Annotated in this window: 36 protein-coding genes; 1 reads left to right on the top strand and 35 read right to left on the bottom strand. The window is 37.6% G+C overall.

The features are described 5' to 3' along the window. Nucleotides 1–10 precede the first annotated feature (10 nt). The 31 genes from rpsK to RRB46_RS08690 form a co-directional block, all read right to left on the bottom strand. Complete coding sequence (gene rpsK / locus RRB46_RS08540; protein ID WP_072536891.1) at nucleotides 11–409, bottom strand: 30S ribosomal protein S11; 399 nt, start codon at nucleotides 407–409, stop codon at nucleotides 11–13. Nucleotides 410–412: 3 nt separating this feature from the next. Next, complete coding sequence (rpsM, locus tag RRB46_RS08545) at nucleotides 413–757, bottom strand: 30S ribosomal protein S13 (protein ID WP_106461008.1); 345 nt, start codon at nucleotides 755–757, stop codon at nucleotides 413–415. Between the two features lie 9 nt (nucleotides 758–766). Then, nucleotides 767–880, bottom strand: coding sequence for a 50S ribosomal protein L36 (gene rpmJ, locus RRB46_RS08550; protein ID WP_019191178.1), 114 nt, complete (start codon nucleotides 878–880; stop codon nucleotides 767–769). A gap of 282 nt (nucleotides 881–1,162) precedes the next feature. Continuing rightward, complete coding sequence (gene infA / locus RRB46_RS08555; RefSeq protein WP_265214196.1) at nucleotides 1,163–1,381, bottom strand: translation initiation factor IF-1; 219 nt, start codon at nucleotides 1,379–1,381, stop codon at nucleotides 1,163–1,165. Nucleotides 1,382–1,505: 124 nt separating this feature from the next. Further along, nucleotides 1,506–2,156 carry an adenylate kinase gene (locus RRB46_RS08560; RefSeq protein WP_296127711.1) on the bottom strand — a complete coding sequence of 217 codons (651 nt, stop codon included), beginning with the start codon at nucleotides 2,154–2,156 and terminating at the stop codon, nucleotides 1,506–1,508. Nucleotides 2,157–2,159: 3 nt separating this feature from the next. Then, nucleotides 2,160–3,434 (bottom strand): preprotein translocase subunit SecY, encoded by a 1,275-nt coding sequence (gene secY / locus RRB46_RS08565; RefSeq protein ID WP_296127708.1) that lies wholly within the window; start codon nucleotides 3,432–3,434, stop codon nucleotides 2,160–2,162. Between the two features lie 16 nt (nucleotides 3,435–3,450). Beyond that, nucleotides 3,451–3,930, bottom strand: coding sequence for a 50S ribosomal protein L15 (rplO, locus tag RRB46_RS08570; RefSeq protein ID WP_296127705.1), 480 nt, complete (start codon nucleotides 3,928–3,930; stop codon nucleotides 3,451–3,453). An 8-nt stretch (nucleotides 3,931–3,938) separates the two neighbouring features. Beyond that, on the bottom strand, nucleotides 3,939–4,121 hold the full coding sequence (rpmD, locus tag RRB46_RS08575; protein ID WP_234025846.1) for a 50S ribosomal protein L30: 183 nt from the start codon (nucleotides 4,119–4,121) through the stop codon (nucleotides 3,939–3,941). A gap of 10 nt (nucleotides 4,122–4,131) precedes the next feature. Continuing rightward, the gene (gene rpsE / locus RRB46_RS08580) at nucleotides 4,132–4,641 is read right to left on the bottom strand and encodes a 30S ribosomal protein S5 (RefSeq protein ID WP_296127702.1); all 510 of its coding nucleotides are present in this window, start codon (nucleotides 4,639–4,641) and stop codon (nucleotides 4,132–4,134) included. Between the two features lie 12 nt (nucleotides 4,642–4,653). Beyond that, nucleotides 4,654–5,016, bottom strand: coding sequence for a 50S ribosomal protein L18 (gene rplR, locus RRB46_RS08585; protein ID WP_399530159.1), 363 nt, complete (start codon nucleotides 5,014–5,016; stop codon nucleotides 4,654–4,656). Between the two features lie 6 nt (nucleotides 5,017–5,022). Next, nucleotides 5,023–5,562 (bottom strand): 50S ribosomal protein L6, encoded by a 540-nt coding sequence (gene rplF, locus RRB46_RS08590; protein ID WP_296127697.1) that lies wholly within the window; start codon nucleotides 5,560–5,562, stop codon nucleotides 5,023–5,025. Between the two features lie 10 nt (nucleotides 5,563–5,572). Then, nucleotides 5,573–5,968 (bottom strand): 30S ribosomal protein S8, encoded by a 396-nt coding sequence (rpsH, locus tag RRB46_RS08595; RefSeq protein ID WP_265237750.1) that lies wholly within the window; start codon nucleotides 5,966–5,968, stop codon nucleotides 5,573–5,575. 19 nt (nucleotides 5,969–5,987) lie between these two features. Then, nucleotides 5,988–6,173 (bottom strand): type Z 30S ribosomal protein S14, encoded by a 186-nt coding sequence (locus RRB46_RS08600; protein ID WP_004836723.1) that lies wholly within the window; start codon nucleotides 6,171–6,173, stop codon nucleotides 5,988–5,990. Nucleotides 6,174–6,184: 11 nt separating this feature from the next. Beyond that, nucleotides 6,185–6,727, bottom strand: coding sequence for a 50S ribosomal protein L5 (gene rplE / locus RRB46_RS08605; RefSeq protein ID WP_296127688.1), 543 nt, complete (start codon nucleotides 6,725–6,727; stop codon nucleotides 6,185–6,187). Between the two features lie 15 nt (nucleotides 6,728–6,742). Beyond that, entirely contained in the window at nucleotides 6,743–7,051 is a 309-nt protein-coding gene (gene rplX, locus RRB46_RS08610) for a 50S ribosomal protein L24 (RefSeq protein ID WP_296127685.1), read from the bottom strand. A 9-nt stretch (nucleotides 7,052–7,060) separates the two neighbouring features. Further along, nucleotides 7,061–7,429: a 50S ribosomal protein L14 gene (gene rplN, locus RRB46_RS08615; protein ID WP_106461020.1), complete on the bottom strand. Its 369-nt coding sequence runs from the start codon at nucleotides 7,427–7,429 to the stop codon at nucleotides 7,061–7,063. 17 nt (nucleotides 7,430–7,446) lie between these two features. Beyond that, a complete protein-coding gene (rpsQ, locus tag RRB46_RS08620; protein ID WP_296127683.1) occupies nucleotides 7,447–7,707 on the bottom strand; it encodes a 30S ribosomal protein S17 in 261 nt (86 codons plus the stop codon). 6 nt (nucleotides 7,708–7,713) lie between these two features. Then, the gene (rpmC, locus tag RRB46_RS08625) at nucleotides 7,714–7,920 is read right to left on the bottom strand and encodes a 50S ribosomal protein L29 (protein ID WP_106461022.1); all 207 of its coding nucleotides are present in this window, start codon (nucleotides 7,918–7,920) and stop codon (nucleotides 7,714–7,716) included. A 2-nt stretch (nucleotides 7,921–7,922) separates the two neighbouring features. Then, nucleotides 7,923–8,351: a 50S ribosomal protein L16 gene (gene rplP, locus RRB46_RS08630; RefSeq protein WP_296127679.1), complete on the bottom strand. Its 429-nt coding sequence runs from the start codon at nucleotides 8,349–8,351 to the stop codon at nucleotides 7,923–7,925. A gap of 24 nt (nucleotides 8,352–8,375) precedes the next feature. After that, on the bottom strand, nucleotides 8,376–9,113 hold the full coding sequence (gene rpsC / locus RRB46_RS08635; RefSeq protein WP_296127677.1) for a 30S ribosomal protein S3: 738 nt from the start codon (nucleotides 9,111–9,113) through the stop codon (nucleotides 8,376–8,378). A gap of 7 nt (nucleotides 9,114–9,120) precedes the next feature. Next, a complete protein-coding gene (rplV, locus tag RRB46_RS08640) occupies nucleotides 9,121–9,462 on the bottom strand; it encodes a 50S ribosomal protein L22 (protein WP_106461025.1) in 342 nt (113 codons plus the stop codon). Nucleotides 9,463–9,471: 9 nt separating this feature from the next. Next, nucleotides 9,472–9,759, bottom strand: a complete 288-nt coding sequence (rpsS, locus tag RRB46_RS08645; protein WP_106461026.1) for a 30S ribosomal protein S19 — start codon at nucleotides 9,757–9,759, stop codon at nucleotides 9,472–9,474. A 9-nt stretch (nucleotides 9,760–9,768) separates the two neighbouring features. Beyond that, nucleotides 9,769–10,602, bottom strand: coding sequence for a 50S ribosomal protein L2 (rplB, locus tag RRB46_RS08650; protein WP_296127668.1), 834 nt, complete (start codon nucleotides 10,600–10,602; stop codon nucleotides 9,769–9,771). A gap of 11 nt (nucleotides 10,603–10,613) precedes the next feature. Next, nucleotides 10,614–10,907 carry a 50S ribosomal protein L23 gene (gene rplW, locus RRB46_RS08655; protein WP_106461028.1) on the bottom strand — a complete coding sequence of 98 codons (294 nt, stop codon included), beginning with the start codon at nucleotides 10,905–10,907 and terminating at the stop codon, nucleotides 10,614–10,616. Next, complete coding sequence (gene rplD / locus RRB46_RS08660) at nucleotides 10,907–11,530, bottom strand: 50S ribosomal protein L4 (RefSeq protein WP_296127665.1); 624 nt, start codon at nucleotides 11,528–11,530, stop codon at nucleotides 10,907–10,909. Before rplD ends, rplW begins: the two co-directional genes overlap by 1 nt. 10 nt (nucleotides 11,531–11,540) lie before the next feature. Then, entirely contained in the window at nucleotides 11,541–12,176 is a 636-nt protein-coding gene (gene rplC, locus RRB46_RS08665; RefSeq protein ID WP_311538217.1) for a 50S ribosomal protein L3, read from the bottom strand. Between the two features lie 79 nt (nucleotides 12,177–12,255). Beyond that, the gene (rpsJ, locus tag RRB46_RS08670; RefSeq protein ID WP_004826901.1) at nucleotides 12,256–12,567 is read right to left on the bottom strand and encodes a 30S ribosomal protein S10; all 312 of its coding nucleotides are present in this window, start codon (nucleotides 12,565–12,567) and stop codon (nucleotides 12,256–12,258) included. Between the two features lie 350 nt (nucleotides 12,568–12,917). After that, entirely contained in the window at nucleotides 12,918–13,853 is a 936-nt protein-coding gene (locus tag RRB46_RS08675) for a 2-keto-3-deoxygluconate permease (RefSeq protein ID WP_311538218.1), read from the bottom strand. 48 nt (nucleotides 13,854–13,901) lie between these two features. After that, the gene (locus tag RRB46_RS08680; RefSeq protein WP_296127658.1) at nucleotides 13,902–14,372 is read right to left on the bottom strand and encodes a GNAT family N-acetyltransferase; all 471 of its coding nucleotides are present in this window, start codon (nucleotides 14,370–14,372) and stop codon (nucleotides 13,902–13,904) included. A gap of 17 nt (nucleotides 14,373–14,389) precedes the next feature. Then, entirely contained in the window at nucleotides 14,390–15,316 is a 927-nt protein-coding gene (locus tag RRB46_RS08685) for a 2-keto-3-deoxygluconate permease (protein WP_296127655.1), read from the bottom strand. An 84-nt stretch (nucleotides 15,317–15,400) separates the two neighbouring features. After that, nucleotides 15,401–16,609 (bottom strand): MalY/PatB family protein, encoded by a 1,209-nt coding sequence (locus RRB46_RS08690; RefSeq protein ID WP_296127653.1) that lies wholly within the window; start codon nucleotides 16,607–16,609, stop codon nucleotides 15,401–15,403. Nucleotides 16,610–16,812: 203 nt separating this feature from the next. On the opposite strand from RRB46_RS08690, the gene RRB46_RS08695 reads away from it, so the two are divergent. Beyond that, nucleotides 16,813–17,967, top strand: a complete 1,155-nt coding sequence (locus tag RRB46_RS08695) for an iron-containing alcohol dehydrogenase (RefSeq protein ID WP_311538219.1) — start codon at nucleotides 16,813–16,815, stop codon at nucleotides 17,965–17,967. 250 nt (nucleotides 17,968–18,217) lie between these two features. Here the strand turns inward: RRB46_RS08695 and RRB46_RS08700 are convergent, their stop codons facing one another. The 4 genes from RRB46_RS08700 to RRB46_RS08715 all read right to left on the bottom strand — a co-directional run bounded on the left by RRB46_RS08700 (nucleotide 18,218) and on the right by RRB46_RS08715 (nucleotide 21,427). Then, complete coding sequence (locus RRB46_RS08700) at nucleotides 18,218–19,021, bottom strand: alpha/beta hydrolase (protein ID WP_297690252.1); 804 nt, start codon at nucleotides 19,019–19,021, stop codon at nucleotides 18,218–18,220. A gap of 54 nt (nucleotides 19,022–19,075) precedes the next feature. Further along, complete coding sequence (locus tag RRB46_RS08705; RefSeq protein WP_297690250.1) at nucleotides 19,076–19,405, bottom strand: substrate-binding domain-containing protein; 330 nt, start codon at nucleotides 19,403–19,405, stop codon at nucleotides 19,076–19,078. Between the two features lie 112 nt (nucleotides 19,406–19,517). Next, nucleotides 19,518–20,255 (bottom strand): esterase family protein, encoded by a 738-nt coding sequence (locus RRB46_RS08710; protein WP_297690248.1) that lies wholly within the window; start codon nucleotides 20,253–20,255, stop codon nucleotides 19,518–19,520. Continuing rightward, nucleotides 20,255–21,427 carry an acetyl-CoA carboxylase biotin carboxylase subunit family protein gene (locus RRB46_RS08715; RefSeq protein ID WP_297690246.1) on the bottom strand — a complete coding sequence of 391 codons (1,173 nt, stop codon included), beginning with the start codon at nucleotides 21,425–21,427 and terminating at the stop codon, nucleotides 20,255–20,257. Before RRB46_RS08715 ends, RRB46_RS08710 begins: the two co-directional genes overlap by 1 nt. Between the last annotated feature and the right edge of the window lie 414 nt (nucleotides 21,428–21,841).

Here is a 21,841-nt window from a genome sequence, read left to right on the forward strand (position 1 = left end):
TATCTCCTTATTAAACTCTTCTTCTCTTTGGTGGTCTACATCCGTTGTGTGGGATTGGTGTTACATCTTTGATCATTGTAACTTCTAGTCCTGCTGCTTGTAAGCTTCTGATTGCAGATTCTCTTCCTGAACCTGGGCCTTTTACGTAAACTTCTACAGTTTTTAGACCATGTTCGATAGCTTTCTTTGCTGCTACATCTGCTGCTTCACCAGCTGCAAATGGAGTAGATTTTCTGCTGCCTCTAAAGCCTAATTGTCCTGCGCTTGCCCAAGAGAGTGCATTTCCTTGCATATCAGTAAGTGTTACCATTGTATTATTGAATGTTGATGAAATGTGTGCTTGGCCACGTTCAACATTCTTTTTAACTCTTCTTCTACCTTTAGTAGATTTTTTTCCTTTTGGAGCCATTTATTAACCCTTTCTGCTTTTTCTTGTTCTTGCGTTGTTTTTAGTGTTTTGACCTCTTACTGGAAGTCCCATTTTGTGTCTTAGTCCTCTGTATGAACCATTTTCTCTTAGGGCCTTGATGTTTAGATTTCTTTCTCTTCTTAGGTCACCTTCGATTGTGTATTTGTTTAGTTCATCACGGATTTGACCGAGTTCTTCTTCTGTAAGGTCTTTCATCTTTGTATCAGGATTGATTCCTGTGTTTTTTAGTATTTCGTTTGCAGTTGAACGACCTATACCATATATATATGTTAGTCCGATTTCTGCTCTTTTTTCTCTAGGTAAATCTATACCAGCTATTCTTGGCATTGTACCCTCCTAACCTTGTCTTTGTTTGTGTTTTGGATTGTCGCAGATTACCATTACTTTTCCGTTTCTTTTGATAACCTTGCATTTATCACACATTTTTTTAACTGATGCTCTAACTTTCATTTTTGCTCCTAACTTAAGTTTATATCTTGCCTTGGTAAGAAAATTGGATAATGTCCTCTCGAGGCCACCGGCCTCTCGCTTAGTTTTTCGGACTCGCTTCGTTTGCCTCGAAAATGAAGGATTTATTTCTTGACTTTTTTCTTAATTAAGAATGTAATATCCTCTCGATGGCTTTTCAAGCCATCTCGCTTAGTTTTTCGGACTCGCTACGCTTGTCTCGAAAATGAAGGATTTTTCAAATCCTTCACCCAGAATCGAGGGACTACCCGATATATCGCCGGGCTATTTTTTTCTCCAAGTTATTCTACCTTGGCTAAGATCGTAAGGAGATAATTCTACTGTTACCTTATCTCCTTCTAATATTCTAATGCTGTTCATACGAAGCTTTCCTGATATATGAGCTTGTATTTCATGTCCGTTATCTAGTCTTACCACAAATATTGCATTTGGTTTGGCTTCGATAACTTCCCCTGTTACTTCTATAGCATCTTTTTTTGACATTGATAGAACCTCCTTTTTATTATCTCTAAAATGTCTATTGAACGCTTTATTTCTTATCAACGACTTTGTTCTAGAAATCTATGAAAGATTCTATCACATCTTTTTTTCCTAACATAAATTAAGTTTATTCCCCTAATTTATCATTAAACTCGTTAAAAACTTCTTCTGGAGTTTTAGCGCCATCTATTGTTATTAACTTGCCAGCTTCTTTGTAGTAGTCTATAAGTGGGCTGGTTTGTTCGTTGTAGATATTGATACGATTTTTGACTGTTTCGTAGTTATCATCGTTTCTTTGGATTAATTTTCCCCCACATCTATCACAGATGCCTTCTTTTTCTGGCTTGTGATTTTCTATGTGGTAGGTTTCTCCGCAGTCTGGACATACTCTTCTGCCTGTAATCCTATCTATTAGGATTTGGCTATCTACATTAAAGTATACTACCTTGCTTATTTCGGTATTTCTTTCTTCCATTCCATCGTCTAAGGCTTTGGCCTGTTTCATGTTTCTTGGAAATCCGTCAAATAAGACTAGGGTGTCACTTTCGTGGTCAATTTTATCAAAGGCATCCCATACCAGGTCTATTGTTAGCTCATCTGGTACTAGGTCTCCTCTGTCCATATAAGATTTCGCTTTCATTCCAAGTTCAGTTTTATTTGAGATATTATATCTGAATATATCACCTGTTGCTATCTGAACTGCATTTTTTTCTTTTATTATTTTACTTGATAGCGTACCCTTTCCAGCTCCTGGTGGGCCTAACAAAATTATATTCATGTCTTACCTGTTTAAAAATCCTTTATATTGCTTCATTGTCATCATAGCTTCGATTTGTTTAACAGTTTCTATTATTACTCCAACTACGATTATGACGCTTGATCCACCGAATGATATGTCTAGTCCTAATACTCTACTTGCTACAGCTGGTACTATGGTTAGTAGGGCTAGGGCTACTGATCCTACAAATGTGATTCTTGTTGATACATTTGCTAGGAAGTCACTGGTTGGTTTTCCAGGTCTGATGCCTGGGATGAATCCACCGTTTTGTTGAAGTTGCTTTGCATACTCGACAGTGTTAAATTGGATTTGATTGTAGAAGTAGGCAAATATTAATATTAGCGCACTTTGTACTAATAGGTATACTCCAAATCCAAAGGTTGAATTATTGAAAAATGCTGTTAATCCACTTTGTCTTCCGTTTCCAAAGAATAGGGAAACAGTTGATGGGATTGCTAGAACTGCTGATGCAAAGATTATTGGCATTACGTTACCCATGTTTACCTTTACTGGTATGTGGGTTGATTGGCCGCCATACATTTTACGTCCGACAACTCTTTTTGCATACTGGATTGGTATTTTTCTTTCACCCTCTGAGATCATTACTACTGCCATTACTATTAGTACTATGATTACGCACATTATGGCGATTGCAAGTACGCTTGTGGTTTTGTAGTGTAGACCTTCTTGCCATCTAGCTAGGGTTCTTGGGAAGGAGGCGATGATTCCCATGAAGATTAGTAAGCTTGTACCATTGCCAAGTCCCTTTTCTGTCATGGTTTCGCCCATCCATGTTACAAACATTGTTCCACCGATTAATACTACGTTCATTACGATTTTTTGGAAGCCTGTCGCATTTGATAGGGCTGCTCCGTATAGACCGTTTGTTATAGCGATTGCTTGGAATATTGCTAAAGCTATGGTTACGTATCTGGTGTATTTTTGGATGGTTTTTCTTCCTTGCTCACCTTCTCTAGTTAGCTCTTCTAGCCTTGGTATTACAACTGTTAACAGCTGCATTACGATTGATGCTGTAATGTATGGTTGTACACCTAGAGCAAATATTGATAGGGTTGATAAGCCACCACCTGTTAACATGTTTAGGTAGTCGACTAAGGTTCCCTCAACATTGCTGTAAGCATTGGCTAGGGCTTGGGCATCTATAAATGGTATTGGAATGTTATTTCCTAACCTATAGATTACAAGCATCATTAGAGTAAAGTAAAATTTTTGTCTAATTTCCTTTTCTCCAGCTGCCTTTTTTATTATATCTAGCATGAATCACTCTTTTCTATTAAGCTTTTTTAGATGGTTTTACCCATTTTTTAACTTCGATAGTTTCTACTGATCCACCTGCTGCTTTGATTTTTTCTTCTGCAGATTTTGTGAATTTGTGAGCTTTTATTGTTAGTTTCTTTTCTAGATTTCCGTCTCCTAGGATTTTAACGCCTGCTTTTGCTTTGTTTTTTCTTAGGATTTTGTTTTCAAATAATAATTCTGGTGTTACTTCTGTTCCGTCTTCGAAGATGTTTAAGCTTTCAACATTGATTGTTTCGTAAATCTTTCTGTTGATGTTTTTGAATCCTCTTTTTGGAAGACGTCTGTATAGAGGCATTTGGCCACCTTCAAAGCCTGGTCTTGTACCGCCACCACTTCTTGAGTTTTGGCCGTCTTGTCCACGTCCAGATCTTTTACCAAGGCCTGAACCTGCACCTCTACCTTTTCTTTTCTTATCTTTTAATCTTTCATTTGGGGCTAAATCATGTAATTTCATTTCCCACCTCAGTTTATTTCTTTGACACATACCATGTGGTCGATTTTGTGTATCATACCTTTGATTGCGTCATTATTTTCTTTTACCACTGTTTGACCAATTTTTCTTAGGCCTAGGGCTTTTGCTGTTCTTATTTGATCATCTTTTTTACCGATAAAAGATCTTTTAAGTGTGATTTCAATTTTTGCCATTGTTTTCTCCTTAATAGTCAAATTCTTCTACCGATTTACCACGAAGTCTTGCGATTTCTTCGACTGTTTTCATGTTTGAGAATGCTTCTACACATGCATTGATGATGTTTCTTGGGTTTGATGTACCTAGGTTTTTAGCCTTGATATCTTTGTAACCTGCAAGTTCGCATATAGCACGTACTGGACCACCTGCGATGATTCCGGTACCTTCTGCTGCTGGCATTAGTAGTACTCTTCCTGCTGCAGAGTGTCCTTGTATTCTATGTGGTATTGTTGTACCTACTACTGGAACTTCGATCATGTGTTTTTTAGCATTTTCAGTTGCTTTTCTTATTGCTTCTGGTACTTCTGTAGCTTTACCTGTTCCTACACCAACTACTCCGTTTGAGTTTCCAACTACTACTAGTGCTGAAAATCTCATGTTACGTCCACCTTTTACGGTTTTAGCAACTCTGTTGATTGCAACTACTCTATCTTCGAGGTTTAGTTTTTCCACTTCACTTTTTAATAAATATTTCACTTTCAAAACCTCCTAAAACTTAAGACCAGCTTCTCTTGCTGCATCTGCTAGTGCTTTAACTTTTCCGTGATATAAATATCCGTTTCTGTCAAATACTACTTCTTCTATGCCTGCTTCGAGTGCTCTTTTTGCTATTGCGCTTCCTACTTTTTCAGCTGCTTCTATGTTTGCTGCTTTAGCTTCGCTTACTTCTTTTTGTAGGGTGTTAGCACTTGCAAGTGTTACTCCGTTTACATCGTCGATTAGTTGTGCATAGATGTTTGTATTTGATTTATATACTGAAAGTCTTGGTCTTTGAGGAGTGCCTGAAATTTTAGCTCTAACTCTTTTTTTACGAGTTATTAGTCTATCGTTTTTGTGTTTTCTTGCCATTATTTTCTCCTACTTACCTGTTTTACCGACTTTACGTCTTACATGCTCATCAGTGTATCTGATTCCCTTGCCTTTGTATGGTTCTGGTTTTCTTTTTGCTCTGATGTTTGCAGCATGTTGACCTACTAATTGTTTGTTGAATCCTTTTACAATTATAGTTCTATCATTTGGTACTTCTACTTCGATTCCTTCAGGATCTGCCATTGTTACTTGGTGTGAGTAGCCTAGGTTCATTACTAGGTTTTTACCTTGTTTATTTGCTCTATATCCTGTACCTTCGATTTGAAGTGTTTTTGAATAACCTTCTGATACACCTACTACTATGTTGTTTAGTAGTGATCTATATAGACCGTGGTCGATGTTTTCTTCTTTTGTGTAGTTTTCTGGAATTTGTACTAGGATTTCTTCGCCTTCTTGGACTAGTGTTACTCTTTCAGATACTGTTAGAGAATCTTCGCCTTTTGGGCCTTTTACTTTTACATTTCTTCCATTTATTTCTACTGTTACTCCAGAAGGTATGTGTATTGGTTGTTTACCTATTCTTGACATATATTACTCCTTACCATACGTAACAAATAACTTCGCCGCCTACGTTTTCGCTTCTTGCAGCGCGGTCTGTTAAAAGTCCTTTTGATGTCGAAATAATTGCTGTTCCTAGTCCGTCAAGTACTTTTGGAACTTCGTTTGCTTTTACGTAAACTCTTAGGCCTGGTTTAGAAATTCTTCTTAAGCCTGAGATTACTCTTTCGCCATTTTCTGTATATTTTAAATCTATTGTAAGAATACCTTGTTTGCCGTCTTCTTCTACGTTAAACCCTGTTATAAAGCCTTCATCAAGAAGTATTTGGGCAATAGCTTTTTTCTCATTAGAAGATGGTAGTGAAACCTGTTTATGGTTTGCTTTATTACCATTTCTGATTCTTGTTAGCATATCCGCTATTGGATCTGTCATCATAATTATCTTTCCCCCTTAATTACCAGCTTGCTTTTCTTACTCCTGGAATTTGTCCATTATTTGCAAGTTCTCTAAAGCAAATACGGCAGATTCCATATTTTCTTAAGTAGCCGTGTGGTCTTCCACAAAGTTTACATCTTGTGTATTCTCTTGTTGAGAATTTTTGTTTTCTTTGTTGTTTAGCTCTTAGTGACTTCTTAGCCATTTTTGCTCCTTCTATTTCTTAAAAGGCATTCCCATTAATTCTAAGAATGCTTTTGCTTCTTCATCAGTCTTAGCTGTTGTTACGATTGAGATGTCCATTCCGTGTAGGAAGTCTACATCATCGTATTTGATTTCTGGGAAGATTAGTTGCTCTTTGATACCAAGTGAATAGTTTCCTCTTCCATCAAATGAGTTTGGATTTATTCCTCTAAAGTCTCTTACCCTTGGTAGTGAAATTGAGATTAACTTGTCTAGGAAGTCATACATTTTTTCTCTTCTTAGGGTTACTTTTGTACCAATTGCTTGACCTTCTCTTAGTTTGAAGTTTGCTACTGATTTTTTAGCTTTTATTTCTATTGGTTGTTGACCAGTTATTAGGCTAAGCTCATGTTTAGCTGAGTTTAATAAGTTTTGGTTATCTTTTGCTTCTCCAAGTCCGCAGTTTATAACAATCTTTGTTAATTTTGGAACTTCCATTACGTTTTGGTAACCAAATTTTTCTATTAACTTACCAACAACTTCGTTTTGATATTTTTCTTTAAGTCTGCTTGTCATAATTTCTCCTATCAACTAGTCGAATTTTTCGTCAGTTTTCTTTGATTTACGAACTTTTTTACCATCTTCGTAAACTATTTCTGTACGAACACCTTTTTTTAGTTCTTCTGAATATAGAAGTACATTTGATGCATCAATAGGACCATTTTTTTCAAGTCTTCCGCTTTCGCCACCCATTTGGGTTGGTTTTTGGTGTTTCACTTGTACGTTTGCACCTTCAACTATTACTCTATTTTCTTTTGGGAAAGCTTGTAATACTTCTCCAACATGTCCTTTATATTCACCTGATATTATTTGGACTTTATCGCCTTTTTTTATATGCATTTTATCCCCCTATAATACTTCCGGTGCTAGTGAGATAATTCTCATAAAGCCTTCAGATCTTAGTTCTCTGGTTACTGGTCCAAAGATTCTTGTTCCTACTGGTGTTAGGTCATCTTTTATGATTACTGCAGCATTATCATCGAAGTTGATTGTTGAACCATCGACTCTTTTTAGTCCTCTTTTTGTTCTAACTATTACTGCTTTTACTACTTGACCTTTTTTTACCGCTCCGCCGGGTGTTGCACTTTTAACTGAACAAGTTACTACATCACCAATATTAGCATATCTTCTTCTGGTTCCTCCAAGAACTTTGATTACTAAAAGTTCTCTTGCGCCGGAGTTATCTGCAACTCTCATACGAGTTTCTTGTTGTATCATAATAATCTCCTTATCAATTAAACAATTTCTGCCGCTTGGCTAATGCGTACTAGTCTCCATCTTTTTGTTTTAGATAGGGCTCTTGTTTCCATTATTACTACTTTATCGCCAACTTTAGCTTCGTTATTTTCATCATGAGCTTTGTATTTTTTGCTTCTGTTTATTCTTTTCTTATATACTGGGTGTGGTATTTTATCTTCTACAAGGACTGTTATTGTTTTATCCATTGCATCTGAAACTACCACGCCTTGGCGTATGTTTCTTCTATTTCTTTCCATTTAAGATTAAGCCTCCTTGCCCTGTTGTAGCTTTCTTTCTGTTTGGATAGTCTTTACTCTAGCTATATCTTTCTTAACAGTTCCAATAGCTGCTGGGTTTTCTAATTGACCTGTGGCAAGCCTAAAACGAAGATTGAAAAGCTCATTTTGTAAATCAAATAGTTGTTTATCTAGGTCTCTATCTGATAAATTTCTGATTTCTTTTACTTTCATCCTTATTCCTCCGTACCTGTTACTTCAAGTCTTTGGATGAATTTTGTCTTTATTGGAAGTTTTTGTGCAGCAAGTCTCATAGCTTCTCTTGCAACTTCTTCACTAACACCACTCATCTCAAATAGTACTTTTCCTGGTTTGATAACGGCTACCCAATATTCTGGTGCACCTTTACCAGAACCCATTCTTACCTCTGCAGGCTTTTTAGATACTGGTTTGTCTGGAAATACTTTGATCCAAATATTTCCGCCTCTTTTTATATATCTTGTCATCGCACGACGAGCAGCCTCGATTTGGTTTGCTGTCATCCAGCTTGCTTCTAGAGCTTGTAAACCATACTCACCATAAGCTAGTTGGTTTCCTCTATTAGCATTACCTTTCATTCTGCCTCTATGTTGTCTACGATATTTAACTCTTTTAGGCATTAACATAAAAATTTCTCCTAATCTTTAAGACTAATTTTGTCCCTTTGCGTTAGCTTTGTTTGGACGTCTATTATTTCTTTTTCTTCTTCTGTTGTTTTGTGGTGCAGCTAGTTTTGGTTCTCTTTCAGCTTTTTCTCCTGGAAGTACTTCGCCTTTGTAGATCCAAACCTTGCAACCAATCTTACCATATTCTGTATCTGCTTCAGCAAATCCGTAGTCTATGTTTGCTCTTAAGGTTTGAAGTGGAATTGTACCTTCTGAGTATCCTTCACTTCTTGCCATATCAGCACCGCCAACTCTTCCTGAAACCATTGTCTTGATTCCTTTTGCGCCAGCTCTCATTGTTCTACCGATTACTTGTTTCATTGCACGTCTAAATGCAACTCTGTTTTCTAATTGTTGAGCGATATTTTCAGCAACTAGTTGAGCAGATAGGTCTTGGTATTTGATTTCTTCAACATTGATGATGATTCTTTTACCAGGAGCTATTTTTTCTAATTTTGCTTTTAGTTCTTCTACTCCAGCTCCACCTCTACCGATTACCATTCCTGGTTTTCCTGTAAAGATTGTAACCTTAAGATTGTTTACTGCTCTTTCGATTTCGATATCTGCGATTCCTGCTTCGTATGCTGCCTTTTTGATGAATTCTCTAATTTTGTAGTCTTCTACTAGAAGGTCTGAGAAATCTTTTTTGTCAGCAAACCATTTTGAATCCCAATCTTTGATTACGCCTACTCTATATCCTTTAGGGTTTACTTTTTGTCCCATATTAATCCTACCTTTCCTCTATATCCGCTAACTCTACGCCGATATGACTTGATCTTTTTAATATAGGGTATGCAGCACCCTTTGCTTTAGGTCTGTATCTTTTCATAGTTGGTGCATCATTTGCGTATGCTTTTTCAACTATTAGATTTTCTCTATCAAGTCCGTTGTTGTTTTCAGCGTTGGCAATTGCACTTTTTAGTACATCTTCAAGTAGTCTAGCACCTTTTTTGTTTGTAAATCTAAGGATATTTAGTGCTTCATCAACTTGTTTGCCTCTGATTTCTCTTGCTATATAGTTAACTTTAAGAGGAGATATCCTTTGATATTTAGCTATTGCTCTTACTTTCATTAGTTTCTCCTACCTCATTTTGCTTTTCATTTCAGTTGCCTTTTTAGCGTGGCCTCTGAATGTTCTTGTTGGTACAAATTCGCCTAGTTTATGACCTACCATATCTTCTGTGATATAGATTGGAACGTGTTTTCTTCCGTCATGTACTGCGATTGTGTGTTCTACAAATTCAGGGAATATTGTAGAACGTCTTGACCATGTTCTTACAACTTTCTTTTCATTTTTTTCATTTAAAGCTTCGATTTTCTTCATTAAATGATCATCGACAAATGGTCCTTTTTTAAGTGATCTAGCCATTATATCCCCCTATTTTTCGTTTCTTCTTCTTACGATGTATGCAGAAGATTGTTTTTTAGCATTTCTTGTTTTAACACCGATTGCTTTTTTGCCCCATGGTGTCATTGGTGCTGGTCTACCGATTGGTGTTCTACCTTCACCACCACCGTGTGGATGGTCTACTGGGTTCATTGCTGATCCTCTTACGTGTGGTCTTCTGCCTAGGTATCTGCTCTTACCAGCCTTACCTGCTCTGATTAGCTCGTGTTCTGTATTTCCTACAGTTCCTACTGTTGCTTTACAGTTTAGGTGTACCATTCTTACTTCGCCTGAAGGTAGTCTTAGTGTTGCAAAGTTTCCTTCTTTAGCCATAAGTTGAGCACCAGTTCCTGCACTTCTTACAAGTGTTGCACCTGTACCTGCTCTAAGCTCTACAGCGTGTACTGTTGTACCTACTGGGATGTCTTTAAGCTCTAGTGCGTTTCCTGGTTTGATATCAGCTTCAGAACCGCTTTCGATTACATCGCCTACTTTTAGTCCCTTTGGAGCTAGGATATATCTTTTTTCACCATCAGCATAAGCTACTAGTGCGATATATGCGCTTCTGTTTGGATCGTATTCGATGGTTTGTACTTTTGCTGGGATATTGTCCTTATCTCTTTTGAAGTCGATAATTCTATATCTTCTCTTTACTCCGCCGCCACGGAATCTTAGTGTTGTTCTACCTGTATTGTTTCTTCCGCCCTTGCTCTTAAGGTCGGTTGTAAGTTTCTTGTATGGTTTTGATGTAGTAACTTCTTCAAAGGTACTTACTGACATATTTCTATGTCCGTTTGAAGTTGGTTTTAATTTTCTAATAGCCATTTAACCCCTCCTTATAGTCCGTCGAAGTATTCAATTGCTTGGCTATCTTCTGTTAGTTCAACGATAGCTTTTTTCCAGTCACTTCTTTTACCATAACCATATCTTGTTCTTACTTTTTTACCTGTATAGTTCATGGTTCTAACTGATTTTACTTTTACGCCTTCAAAGATTGCTTCTACTGCTTCTTTGATTTGTGGCTTGTTTGCATTTTTGTCTACTTCAAATGTGTATTTGTTTTCATCAAGCATTTCCATGCTTTTTTCTGTAATAATTGGTCTTTTGATTATTTGGTAAGGTGCTTTCATTAGATAAATACCTCCTCAAGTTTAGCAATTGCATCTTTTGTAATTACTAACTTGTCGTGTCTTACTAAATCATAAACATTTATTAGTCTTGCCTCAGCTACGTCTACGCCAGCAAGGTTTCTAAATGATCTATATACTAGGTCATCTCTTTCTGCTGTTACTACGTATGCTTTCTTTTCAGCATTTAGGGCGCTTAGTGCAGCCTTTGCTTCTTTTGTCTTAGAATTTTCTAGGGCAAGGCTATCAACTACTACTAGTTCATTGTTCTCAAGTTTAGATGTAAGTACTGAGTAAAGTGCTTTTCTTCTTAATTTCTTTGCTAATTTGTAGCTGTAGTCTCTTGGCTTTGGTGCAAATACTACGCCACCGCCTGTAAAGTGTGGTGCTCTTATAGAACCTTGACGAGCACGTCCAGTTCCCTTTTGTCTGAATGGTTTTCTACCACCACCACGTACTTCAGCACGTGTCTTAGCAGATTGAGTACCTTGTCTTTTATTTGCAAGTTGGTTTTTAACTACTTCATATACAGCGTGTTCGCTTATTTCTGTAGCAAATAGAGTTTCGTTTAGCTCTAGAGAACCAACATTTTCTCCTTTTATATTTAAAATATCTACTTTAGGCATTTTCTCCTCCTTAGTCTAGGCTTTTAATAGCGCTTTTTACTTCTACAAGGCCGCCTTTAGGTCCTGGAACGCCACCTTTTACTAAGATGTAGCTATCTTCAGCGTCAACTTTTACAAGCTTAACATTTTGGATAGTAACACGGTCATGTCCCATTTTTCCTGAACCTTTTCTACCTTTGAATACTCTAGCTGGGTCAGAACCTGCTGCTCTAGCACCTGCTACTCTGTGAGATTTTGAACCATGTCTTTCAGGTCCTCTTCCGTAGTTCCATCTTTTGATAGCACCTTGAGTTCCCTTACCTTTTGATATAGCAACTATATCAACTAGTTCGCCTTCTTCAAAGATATCAACTGTGATTTTATCACCAGCTTTTAGTTCTGTAGCTTCATCGCCTAGTCTAATTTCTTTAAGGTATCTTTTGTAAGATACGCCAGCTTTGTCATAGTGACCTCTGATAGGTTTTTTGACATTCTTTTCTTTTTTGTCAACTGTTCCTACTTGGATAGCATTGTAACCGTCATTTTCGATTGTCTTAACTTGGACAACGGCATTTTCCTCTGCTTTTAGAACAGTAACAGGAGTGATAACTCCGTCAGCATCGATTACTTGAGTCATGCCTACTTTTGTTGTAAATATACTCTTCATGAGTACCTCCTTAATTACAGCGGATTGATCAATCTAGTTAATTCTTATTAACCCCTATTCTCAATCATCCTAATTACAGTTATAGTTTAATTTCGATATCAACACCAGCTGGAAGATTTAACTTCTTTAGTGCGTCTAATGTCTTTGCATTAGGTCCTATGATGTCGATTAATCTTTTGTGTGTTCTTTGTTCAAACTGTTCTCTGGAATCTTTGTATTTGTGGACAGCTCTAAGAATTGTAATTCTTTCGATTTCTGTTGGTAATGGAATTGGTCCACTTACTTCTGCTCCGCTTCTTTTAACTGCTTCTACGATTTTCTCTGCAGAGCTGTCAATCACTTCGTGATCATAAGCTCTAAGTCTGATTCTTATCTTTTGTTGATTAGCCATTTTCCTCTCTCTTTCTTTCACGCCCGTCCGGGCGTTTGATAATAATTTGGAAATCACTTGGGATTCTTCCCAAGCTTGCTCGATTAGAGTTCCCTTATGTCTTTGGCCTTAAAACATAAGCAACATCTAACTTCTAAGCACCCTTATATAATACGGCTTTAAGTCTTGCTTTGCAAGTTATTTCTTAAGATTTTTCATAAATTTAGATATATTAACCAGCATTTATAAAATCTATTTAAATTACAAGCTTTTCTTCAAGCCTAGCATTAAGTTTACTAGGATAATCATATATTTCAAGGTCTATTATAATTTTCTTATTAATATTTCTTTCTATATATATATTATAGAGCTTAGGATTTTTTATAATATTTATTCCAAAGGCCAGCAACTATTGGCACTAATATTGATGTAAGGATTACTACAGTTCCTAGTTGGGCACTAGCAAGAGGAGCTAGGCTCTTCCAAGTCGGATCTAAATCTGCCACTAAGCTTGGCACTATCACCGAGTTGCCAGCTGCTGTATAAATTGAGATAGCCGCCCAGCCTGGTCTTTTATTTATGAAAATATCAAGGGGTAGGCTAATTACAAAGGCTGCTCCAATTGTTAGAAGGCTTAAGATAAAGCCACCTACTCCTCCCCTTATGATGGTTCCAAGATTAATACCACAACCAATGGCAAAACCCAAAAAGGGCATGATATACTTTTGTGTTCCTGCAAGAAATTCACAAAAGCCCTGGTCAATATTTCCAAGAAGGATGCCTAAAAGAATTGGCATGGCTAAATCCAGGATGGACGTAGGTGTTATATCTGCAACCCCCAGCATTGACAGAGTGAAATAAGTAAAAATCGGCACAGAAATAATAGCTGTTATGGCTGCGCTTGCTATGTCATACTCATCCCCACAATCTCCGCTTATACCTATAAAGATGGAGTTATTTTGGTTTGAAATTGCGGCGATGAAGGCAAGGGCCGATATGCCAAAGATACCCTCTCTTCCAAAGGCCTTGAAAAATATAAGGCCTAGGACAATCGCTGTAAGCCACTTAGACAAAAGCAAAACTAAACCCCTGTGTAGGGCTTTTTTTAATCTGGCTAAGGTAAGCTGGCTACCAACAGCAAGGAGGGTTATATCTATAATTGCATTGAGCCCATCAGGACTTGCAATGGCCTTAGTCATGGGTCCTATGTTAAAAATATTTGGCAGAAGGCTATTTATAAGGGCCCCAATAAATAGTGGGACAATTATTGTAGCCGCTGGTATTTTTTTAAAAAAATTACTCAACATATTTTCTCCTAAGTAAAAGTCAAGGTGCTCTTGTCCCTTACGAATCTCTTAGTCCCCAAGATACTTAATATATATCTGGCAAGGATTCCATTCGTCCCAAAGACTCGGAAAGACCTCCAGCTCTTTATAGCCGATAGCCTTATAAAAACCGTTTGTGATATCATATTCTTCATAAATACCTGACTGAACAGTCTTAACTTGCGAATACGAATAAGCTAGAGATTTGGCAAGCCTTTCATACTCTTTATTTAAGGCTTTTCCCACTCCTTGGCGGTGAAAGGCTTTTTTTATACCCATTACAAAAATATCTGCACAGTCAGGACTAGTCGCATTTAAGACAATGAAGCCAATCGGATTATTTTTACAAAAAGCTGCCAAAAAGGGCTTAGCTTGAGAATCTCTTATATAGGCTTCAGTACTTTCAGGAAGGCCAAACCACTCTGGCAAATCATTTAAAATCTCCCTAGCTATCTCTTCCTTTTCTTTCTTATCTTTTATCTCTCTTACTACAAATTCCATATTCTTTCCTTATTAATCTAGCTTTTAAATCTCTTGGCCCAAAAATCTGTAATTAAGGGCGTGAGGATAATTGTAACTACTACTGAGGCTGCTACTTGGGCTGTGGCAAGGCCTACAAAAGCTTGCCAGGTCGGATCAATTTCTGCAATCATAGCAGGAACAGCTACTGCATTGGCCCCAGTTGTGGAAAGAGCCCATCCAGCATGCCCTGGTCTTTTATTAACCTTCATATCAGCAAGAACTGTAAAAGATCCCACTATAGCAATTACAATGAAGGCAAGGATTAGGCCAGAAAAACCTGCCCTGTAGACATTCCTAAGGTCAATGGCAGCGCCCATAGAAAATCCTAAAAAGGGAATAATCATCTTTTGGCTACTTGCAAAAATCTCCCTAGACCCCTTTATGAAATGACCAATAAAAACTCCCAAGATTACTGGCATGGCAGAATCTAAGATTGCCAAAAAAGGAATATTGGCAAGGCCACCCATGCCAAGAACTAGCATGGCAAGCATAGGTCCTGTTATAAGGGACCCGAAGCCTGCCAAAGCCTGGTCAATCCTATCTCCATAGTTTATATTTAGGCTGATAAAGACTGAGTTGTTGTGGTTTAAAAGGCCACAAGCCAGGGCTAATAGCGATAGGCCAAAAATCCCATCACTGCCAAAAAATTTGGAAATACCAAAGACAAGAATAAGACCCATTGAAATCCTGGCAATAGAAATGACCCCAGCCCTCTTTATGACTTCGCCAATGTTTGAAAAATCTATCTGAGAACCAGCTGCCATGAGGTTTAGGGCCATGAGGACCTTAACAGACCCATTCGTAAATAAGGCCTGGCTAAATTCTCCAAATCCTATTCCGCCAGGATAAAAGGTATGAATAAGGGCCGCAAGCAAGAGGGGCACCATCATATTTCCCGCAGGAATTTTTTTAATAAAATCCATAAAATCTCCTTTATAAGACTTTACCATTCTTATAAGACCTAAGTAGAAATCCTCCAATTCTTTTACAAAGAGTGGGATATTTTTTTACTTAAGAACATATTTTTTAAGTCTAGCAAAGGCTTCTTTTACCTTTTCATGAGGCAAGGCTAGGTTCATCCTTATAGCATATTTGCCATGGAAAGGCCTACCATCCTGCCAGGCCACTCCTACATCCCAGCCAGATTTTAGGATATGACCGATATCCACTCCCTTATCCTTGCAATATTTCTCAAAGTCAACAAAGAGCATATAGGTTCCTTCTGGCTTAAATACTTCAACGCCAGCAAAATTATCCCTTATAAAGTCACAAGCATAGGTCACATTCTCGCCTATAGTCTTATTAAGCTCGTCAGTCCATTCATGGCCTGTCTTTGAATAGGCCCCGATTAAGGCATGCATGGATAAGACATTCATGGAATTGTAGTGGGAAAGAGAGGCTTCCTTACTTATCCTATTTCTTATATATTCATTGTAGATAATGTGGTAAGAACCGACTAGGCCTGCTAGGTTGAAGGTCTTGCTTGGAGCGTAGAGGGCAACTGTGTTTTCGTGGGCATAGGCACTTACTGATTGGGTTGGGATTTGCTTGTTGTCAAAGAGAATAATATCTGACCAGATTTCGTCTGAAATAATCTTTACCTGATGTCTTTCAAAAATATCGACAGCTTTCTTAAGTTCTTCTCTTGTCCAAACCCTGCCTGTTGGGTTATGAGGGTTACAGATGATAGCTGTAGTGATTTTTTGGTCAATTATTTTTCTTTCCATGTCCTCATAATCCATGACCCATCTTCCATCCTCATCCTTTATTAGGTCTGAATGGATGATATGATAGCCATTATTAGCCAAAGAATTTGTAAAACCGATATAGGTAGGAGAATGAACTAGGACCTTATCTCCTCTGGAACAAAAGACATTTAAGGCTGATATAAGACCGCCCAAGACCCCATTTTCATAGCCGATATCCTCTTTTTTGATATCATCGATTCCTTTTCTATCCTTATGCCAAGAAATAATCGCATCATAGTAGGCATCAGTCGCCATAAAATAGCCGAAGGCTGGATGGTTTACCCTATTGATGATGGCTTCTTGAATAGAGGGTGCTGTTGGGAAATTCATATCAGCAACCCACATAGGAATTACATCAAAGCCCTCCTTTGGTCTATCAGGACTCATACCAGGCATAAGGCCAAGCCCATCGACCGCTATAGCATCCATACCATGCCTTTCAAGCATTTGATCAAAGTTAAATTTCATAATCTCCTCCTCATTTCAATCATTCAATCTTATCTTTATTATACTCATTTTAGGTCTAAACTAAGAATCTTTGCTAGCTTCCATCAATCTTTTTCATAAAGACTTGAATTTGCTTGGTTATATCTTGCTAAAAATAATAGCTGCAGTATAATGTTTTCAGATAGTTAGTTATTAAATTAACAAATATAGAATCGGAGGAATTTATGACTTATACAACTTTTTCAGTACCTAACAAAATTGTACACGGGGAAAACGCTCTTACATATTTAGCCAGCCTAGAGGGCAAGAAGGCTTGCCTTGTAACTGGTGGTTCTTCTATGAAGAGATTTGGCTTTTTAGATGAGGCTAAAGAACAATTAGAAAAGGCTGGTATGGAAGTTTTAATCATCGATGGAGTTGAGCCAGATCCATCTGTTAAGACTTGTCTAGCTGGTGGGGCTAAGATGGCTGAATTTGAACCTGAATGGATTATTGCTATAGGTGGCGGTTCTGCTATGGATGCTGCTAAGGCTATGTGGGTTTTCTATGAATATCCAGATTGGGATTTTGAAAGACTTGCAGCTTTTGACAACCCACCACTTAAGAACAAGGCTAGGATGATTTGTATACCTTCTACATCTGGTACAGCTAGTGAAATTACAGCCTTCTCTGTTATCACAGACACAGAAAAGGAAATAAAATACCCACTTGTTCACCCAGATTTCGTTCCAGAAGTTGCCCTACTTGACATGAGAATTCCTGCTACCATGCCTCCTAAGATTACAGCAGCTACAGGTATGGATGTCATGACCCACGCTGTTGAGGCCTTTGTTTCTACAGCAGCTGATGATTTTACAGATCCATATGCAATCAGAGCTATAGAGCTTGTCTTTGGCTATCTAAAAAAGGCCTATGACAAAGGAGATGACATGGAAGCTCGTGAAAAAATGCACATTGCTTCTTGTATAGCTGGTATGGCCTTTACCAATGCTTCCCTTGGTATAGTTCATTCCATGGCCCACAAAATCGGCGGCATCTTCCACCTAACCCACGGCGAAGCCAATGCTATCATGCTTCCATACATCATCGATTACAATAGAAAATCAACAGATAAATATGACAAGATAGAAAAAATCCTTGGAGTTGATGATATAGCTGAAGAAATTAGAAAGCTAAATGCAGCTGTTGGTATAAGTGCTAATATCAAAGATGGTAAGAATACAGTAATCCCAGAAGATAAATTTGAAGAAGTTTTAGATACAATGAGCGAAAATGCCTTCAAGGATGCTTGTACACTTACAAACCCAAGAGAAACAAGCCCAGAAGACATCAAAAAAATCTACCACGCCGCTTATTACGGAGAAAAGGTAGACTTCTAAAAAATATAAGTGGCTTTTGCAAAAGTCCTAATATAGAAAAAGACGAGGAAACTAAGCATCCTCGTCTTTTTCTAATACAATGTATTTATGAAACAAAATAGTAATACATCATCACTAACTAATCTTACACTAGTTGTTTCCGGCACTTTTTGTAAGTATAATTTTCAATCTTATCCCTCCCTAAAAGCAAATCAAAAAAAACGCCAAGAAAATTTTCCCCCTAGCGTTTTTGTTGTTAAAGCTTCCTTGCTTATATTCTATTATTTATCCAGCTAATTATATCGCCAATTACTTCGTCTTTGGCGTATTCATTCATGATTTCGTGGTAAAGACCCTTGTATATTTTGATTTGGCAATCTTTAGAAGAGTTGTTTTCAAAAAAGTCAAAAGAATCTTTAAAGTTAACTAGGGCGTCGTCCCTGCCGTGGAGGATTAAAACTGGGTAAGAAAAGTCTTTTTCATTTTCCTTAAACCAAACTATTCCGTCCTTTAATGCATATAAAAGACCCAGTTGGTATTTTTTAAGGTTTAATGGGTCAGCAACATAGGCTTCTACAACTTCTTTTACAGAGCAAACCCCGTCGCCAAGCTCGTTTGGAAGTTCTGTGTGTGGGTCAAGGCCAGGACCTACCATTTCAGTCAACTTATTATTATCGTGGGTAAGACCACCAGAAGTTATGACTCCAGCAAGGTTCTTATCTCTATACTTTGCCCCGTAAAGGCTTACTGCAAAACCACCCATAGAATGGCCTAGCAAGAATACTGGCTTATCAGGATTTTCTTCTATAGCCTTATCTACAACTACATTTACATCTTCTAGCATGTCTTCGTAGTCCTTGTAATATCCCCTCTCGCCTTCAGACTTGCCGTGGCCCCTGTGGTCAAACCTATAGGTCGAAAAACCTGCATTGTGAAATTTCTCAGCCACATAATCGTACCTACCAGAATATTCTGCCAATCCATGGACAATAACAACTGCAGCCTTGGCATTTTTTGCTTCTTCCTTGTTGTAAAATAAAGCTGTGCCATCAAAAGATTCAATAAAATTTGTCATAATCATCCTCCAATTTTTTCTATATCGAATATTTGCTTTCCTAAACAAAGCCTCTTATGTATTAATACCCATAAAATCGCTTTCTTTTTCAATTAATTTTGCCTCTAAAACAATATTTGTTTGAGCTTCTTCATCATTTAAAATCTTTAGAAGCTTATCTATAGCAAAATCAACCTGGTCGGAAATTCTCTGATCTATGGAAGTTATGGCTTGGTTGGTAAAGTCTGTCGCATTGATATTTTCAAAACCTATAATGCCAAGGTCTTCAGGTATTTTTATTCCTTCATTTGCCCTAAGTTTATAGACATTTACAGCAAGCCTATCTAACTCAAATTGGATTAAGTCAAATTCTGGGTTTTTCCTTAGAAAATCGATTAATTTCAAGAGGTCTTCCTCTGGGTCTTTTAAAGGACTTCGTTTTTTAACATCCTTTTAGGATAAGAAAAAGGACTTATCCCACTAGGATAGCCCTTTAATTCTTTGTTATTTATAATATTTAGCCAAATAAATGTCCCAAGAAGTAAGGCAATTGCCTGCGCCAAGATGGCCAATCGTGGGGCACATCTGATCCCCATTCGTCAAACCAGGCTGGGATATTTTTTGCTTCGAAGGCGGATTTTAAGGTATAAAATGATGGGAGGCCATCATCTTCCCAAGGTCCGTGGCCAGTGCAAACAATTATAGATCCGCTTCTATACTTATCTAAAAACCAAGGGTCATTTTGATTCCATAAATAATCAGCCGGACTATTTTCGTAGACAACCATATCTGACCCATAGTCGCCCCCAAAATATCTAACATCGTAGACACCTGATAGGGCAAGGGTCTTACAAAATACATCAGGGTGTCTTAGGTAGAAATTGACAGCATGAAAGGCTCCCATCGAACACCCCGTAGTCATCATAGGATCAAACCAGACGGTCTTGTGTTTAATAAAGGGAATTGCCTCTTCAATGATATATTTATCATACTGGTTGTGGGCAAGGGCCCTATCGTGCATAGACTTATTAGCCAACCAAGATTCCCCATCAATAGAAGATAGGGTAAAAAATTGAACCCTACCTGCTTCTATAAAGTCTTTGGCAGCATCAATCATGCCAAAGTCGGCAAATTCGTTGTGGCTTCCCCCAGATGATGGGAAGACTAGGACAGGCATGCCCGAATAGCCATACCTATTTAAGTACATTTCCCTACCCAAAATTCCAGAATAATGGCTTAAAAATTCTACGTGCATTAGTCCTCCTTGTGCTTATGGACAAAATCAATGATTTGGTCAATCTCATTTACATCATCAGTTGTAATTATATATTTAAAATCACCTTGGATTGAAGCAAAGGCCTTTTCAGCACGACTTGCTTCCTTGACCCTATCGCCAAATTTCGCCCTAATATCATCTTCGTAATGGCAATAAGTATAAATATCTCTCTGGCTTAGACCAAGGGCATTGTGAGGAGCCTTGGCAATTTTAGAAATCTTCTCACCCTTAACCATCCTGGCATAAATATCATAAAGGTCGATAGCAAAGGCGTGATTATAGACATCTATAGCATAGCCCCCAGTAACCCTGTTGTTATATTCGATAGCTATATAAGACCCATCAGCCCTTTTGAAAAATTCTATATGGAAAAATCTTCCCTTCATACCAAAAGCCTTTACAGCAGCCCTACCATATTCGACGATTTTTGGATCAAGGTCACTTTTAACAATAAAGGCCAGGTCAAGCTGGTCACGAACAAGCTCAAGAGTAGGAATAGTATGATAAAGACCAGTTTCAAAGATTATCTCCCCATCCAAGTCAACAATCCCATCATAAGTACAAAGTATTCCATCTTCTACATAAGGCTCCACGAAATATTCTATAGACCTATCCCATTTTTCAAGGAAATCTTTAGCCTGGTCCTCATTTTCAATCTTAAAAGTCCCACCAGCTCCAACACCATTATCAGGCTTGGCCACAAAAGGATAGGAAATTTCTTCAACAGCCTTCTTAAAATCATCATCATTTTTAATTACATAACCTTCAAGAACAGGGACCCCAGCCTCCTTGAAATACTTTTTCATTCTAGACTTATACTTAAATTTAAGGAGGTCATCTGGCCTAAGGCCTGGTATATTAAATTGTTCACGAAGCTTAGCATCAAGCATCAACCAATATTCATTGTGGCTTTCAAGGCCTCCGATAGGTCCATGCTTAAAAAACAAAAAGGCCACAGCCCTCTTAACTTCATCAAGATTTTCTAGAGAATCAACCCTAAAATATTCCCCAAGAGAGCCCTTAAGCTCATCAGATAAGTTTTCATAAGGTTCATCCCCAATCCCCAAAACATTAAGCCCATTAGCCCTAAGACGGTGGGAGAAATTTTGAAAATTTGGTGGAAAATAAGGAGAGATTATAATAAAATTCATTTTTTCTAACTATTCCTTTCTATATTTATCCAAGATAAATTATTTTTAGGGGGCTTCCCCCTGATAACCCCCTGGTTGGGGTTTTTTATCCAAGATAATAATATTATTATATGCTTTTTTTTAGTGATACAATATTATGTAGTATTTTTCTTTGTAACTTTATTGCTTAATAAATTATTTTTATTTGCTATTTTTCTTCGTAACTTCATCACATAATTAATATTTTCTATTTACAATTGAATCTTCGTCTCAAGGGGGAGCCCCAAGACTTTCATCCTTAAATAATACAATATCATATACTATTTTTCTTCGTAACTATATCTTATAGTAAATTATTATCATCAAGCTGATGACTTCGCCTAAAGGAGGGGCGAAGGGGGCGGCCGATGCCCCCTCATGCCCCTCCTTAAACCT

The organism is uncultured Anaerococcus sp. (assembly GCF_963512375.1).
Lineage (GTDB): Bacteria > Bacillota > Clostridia > Tissierellales > Peptoniphilaceae > Anaerococcus.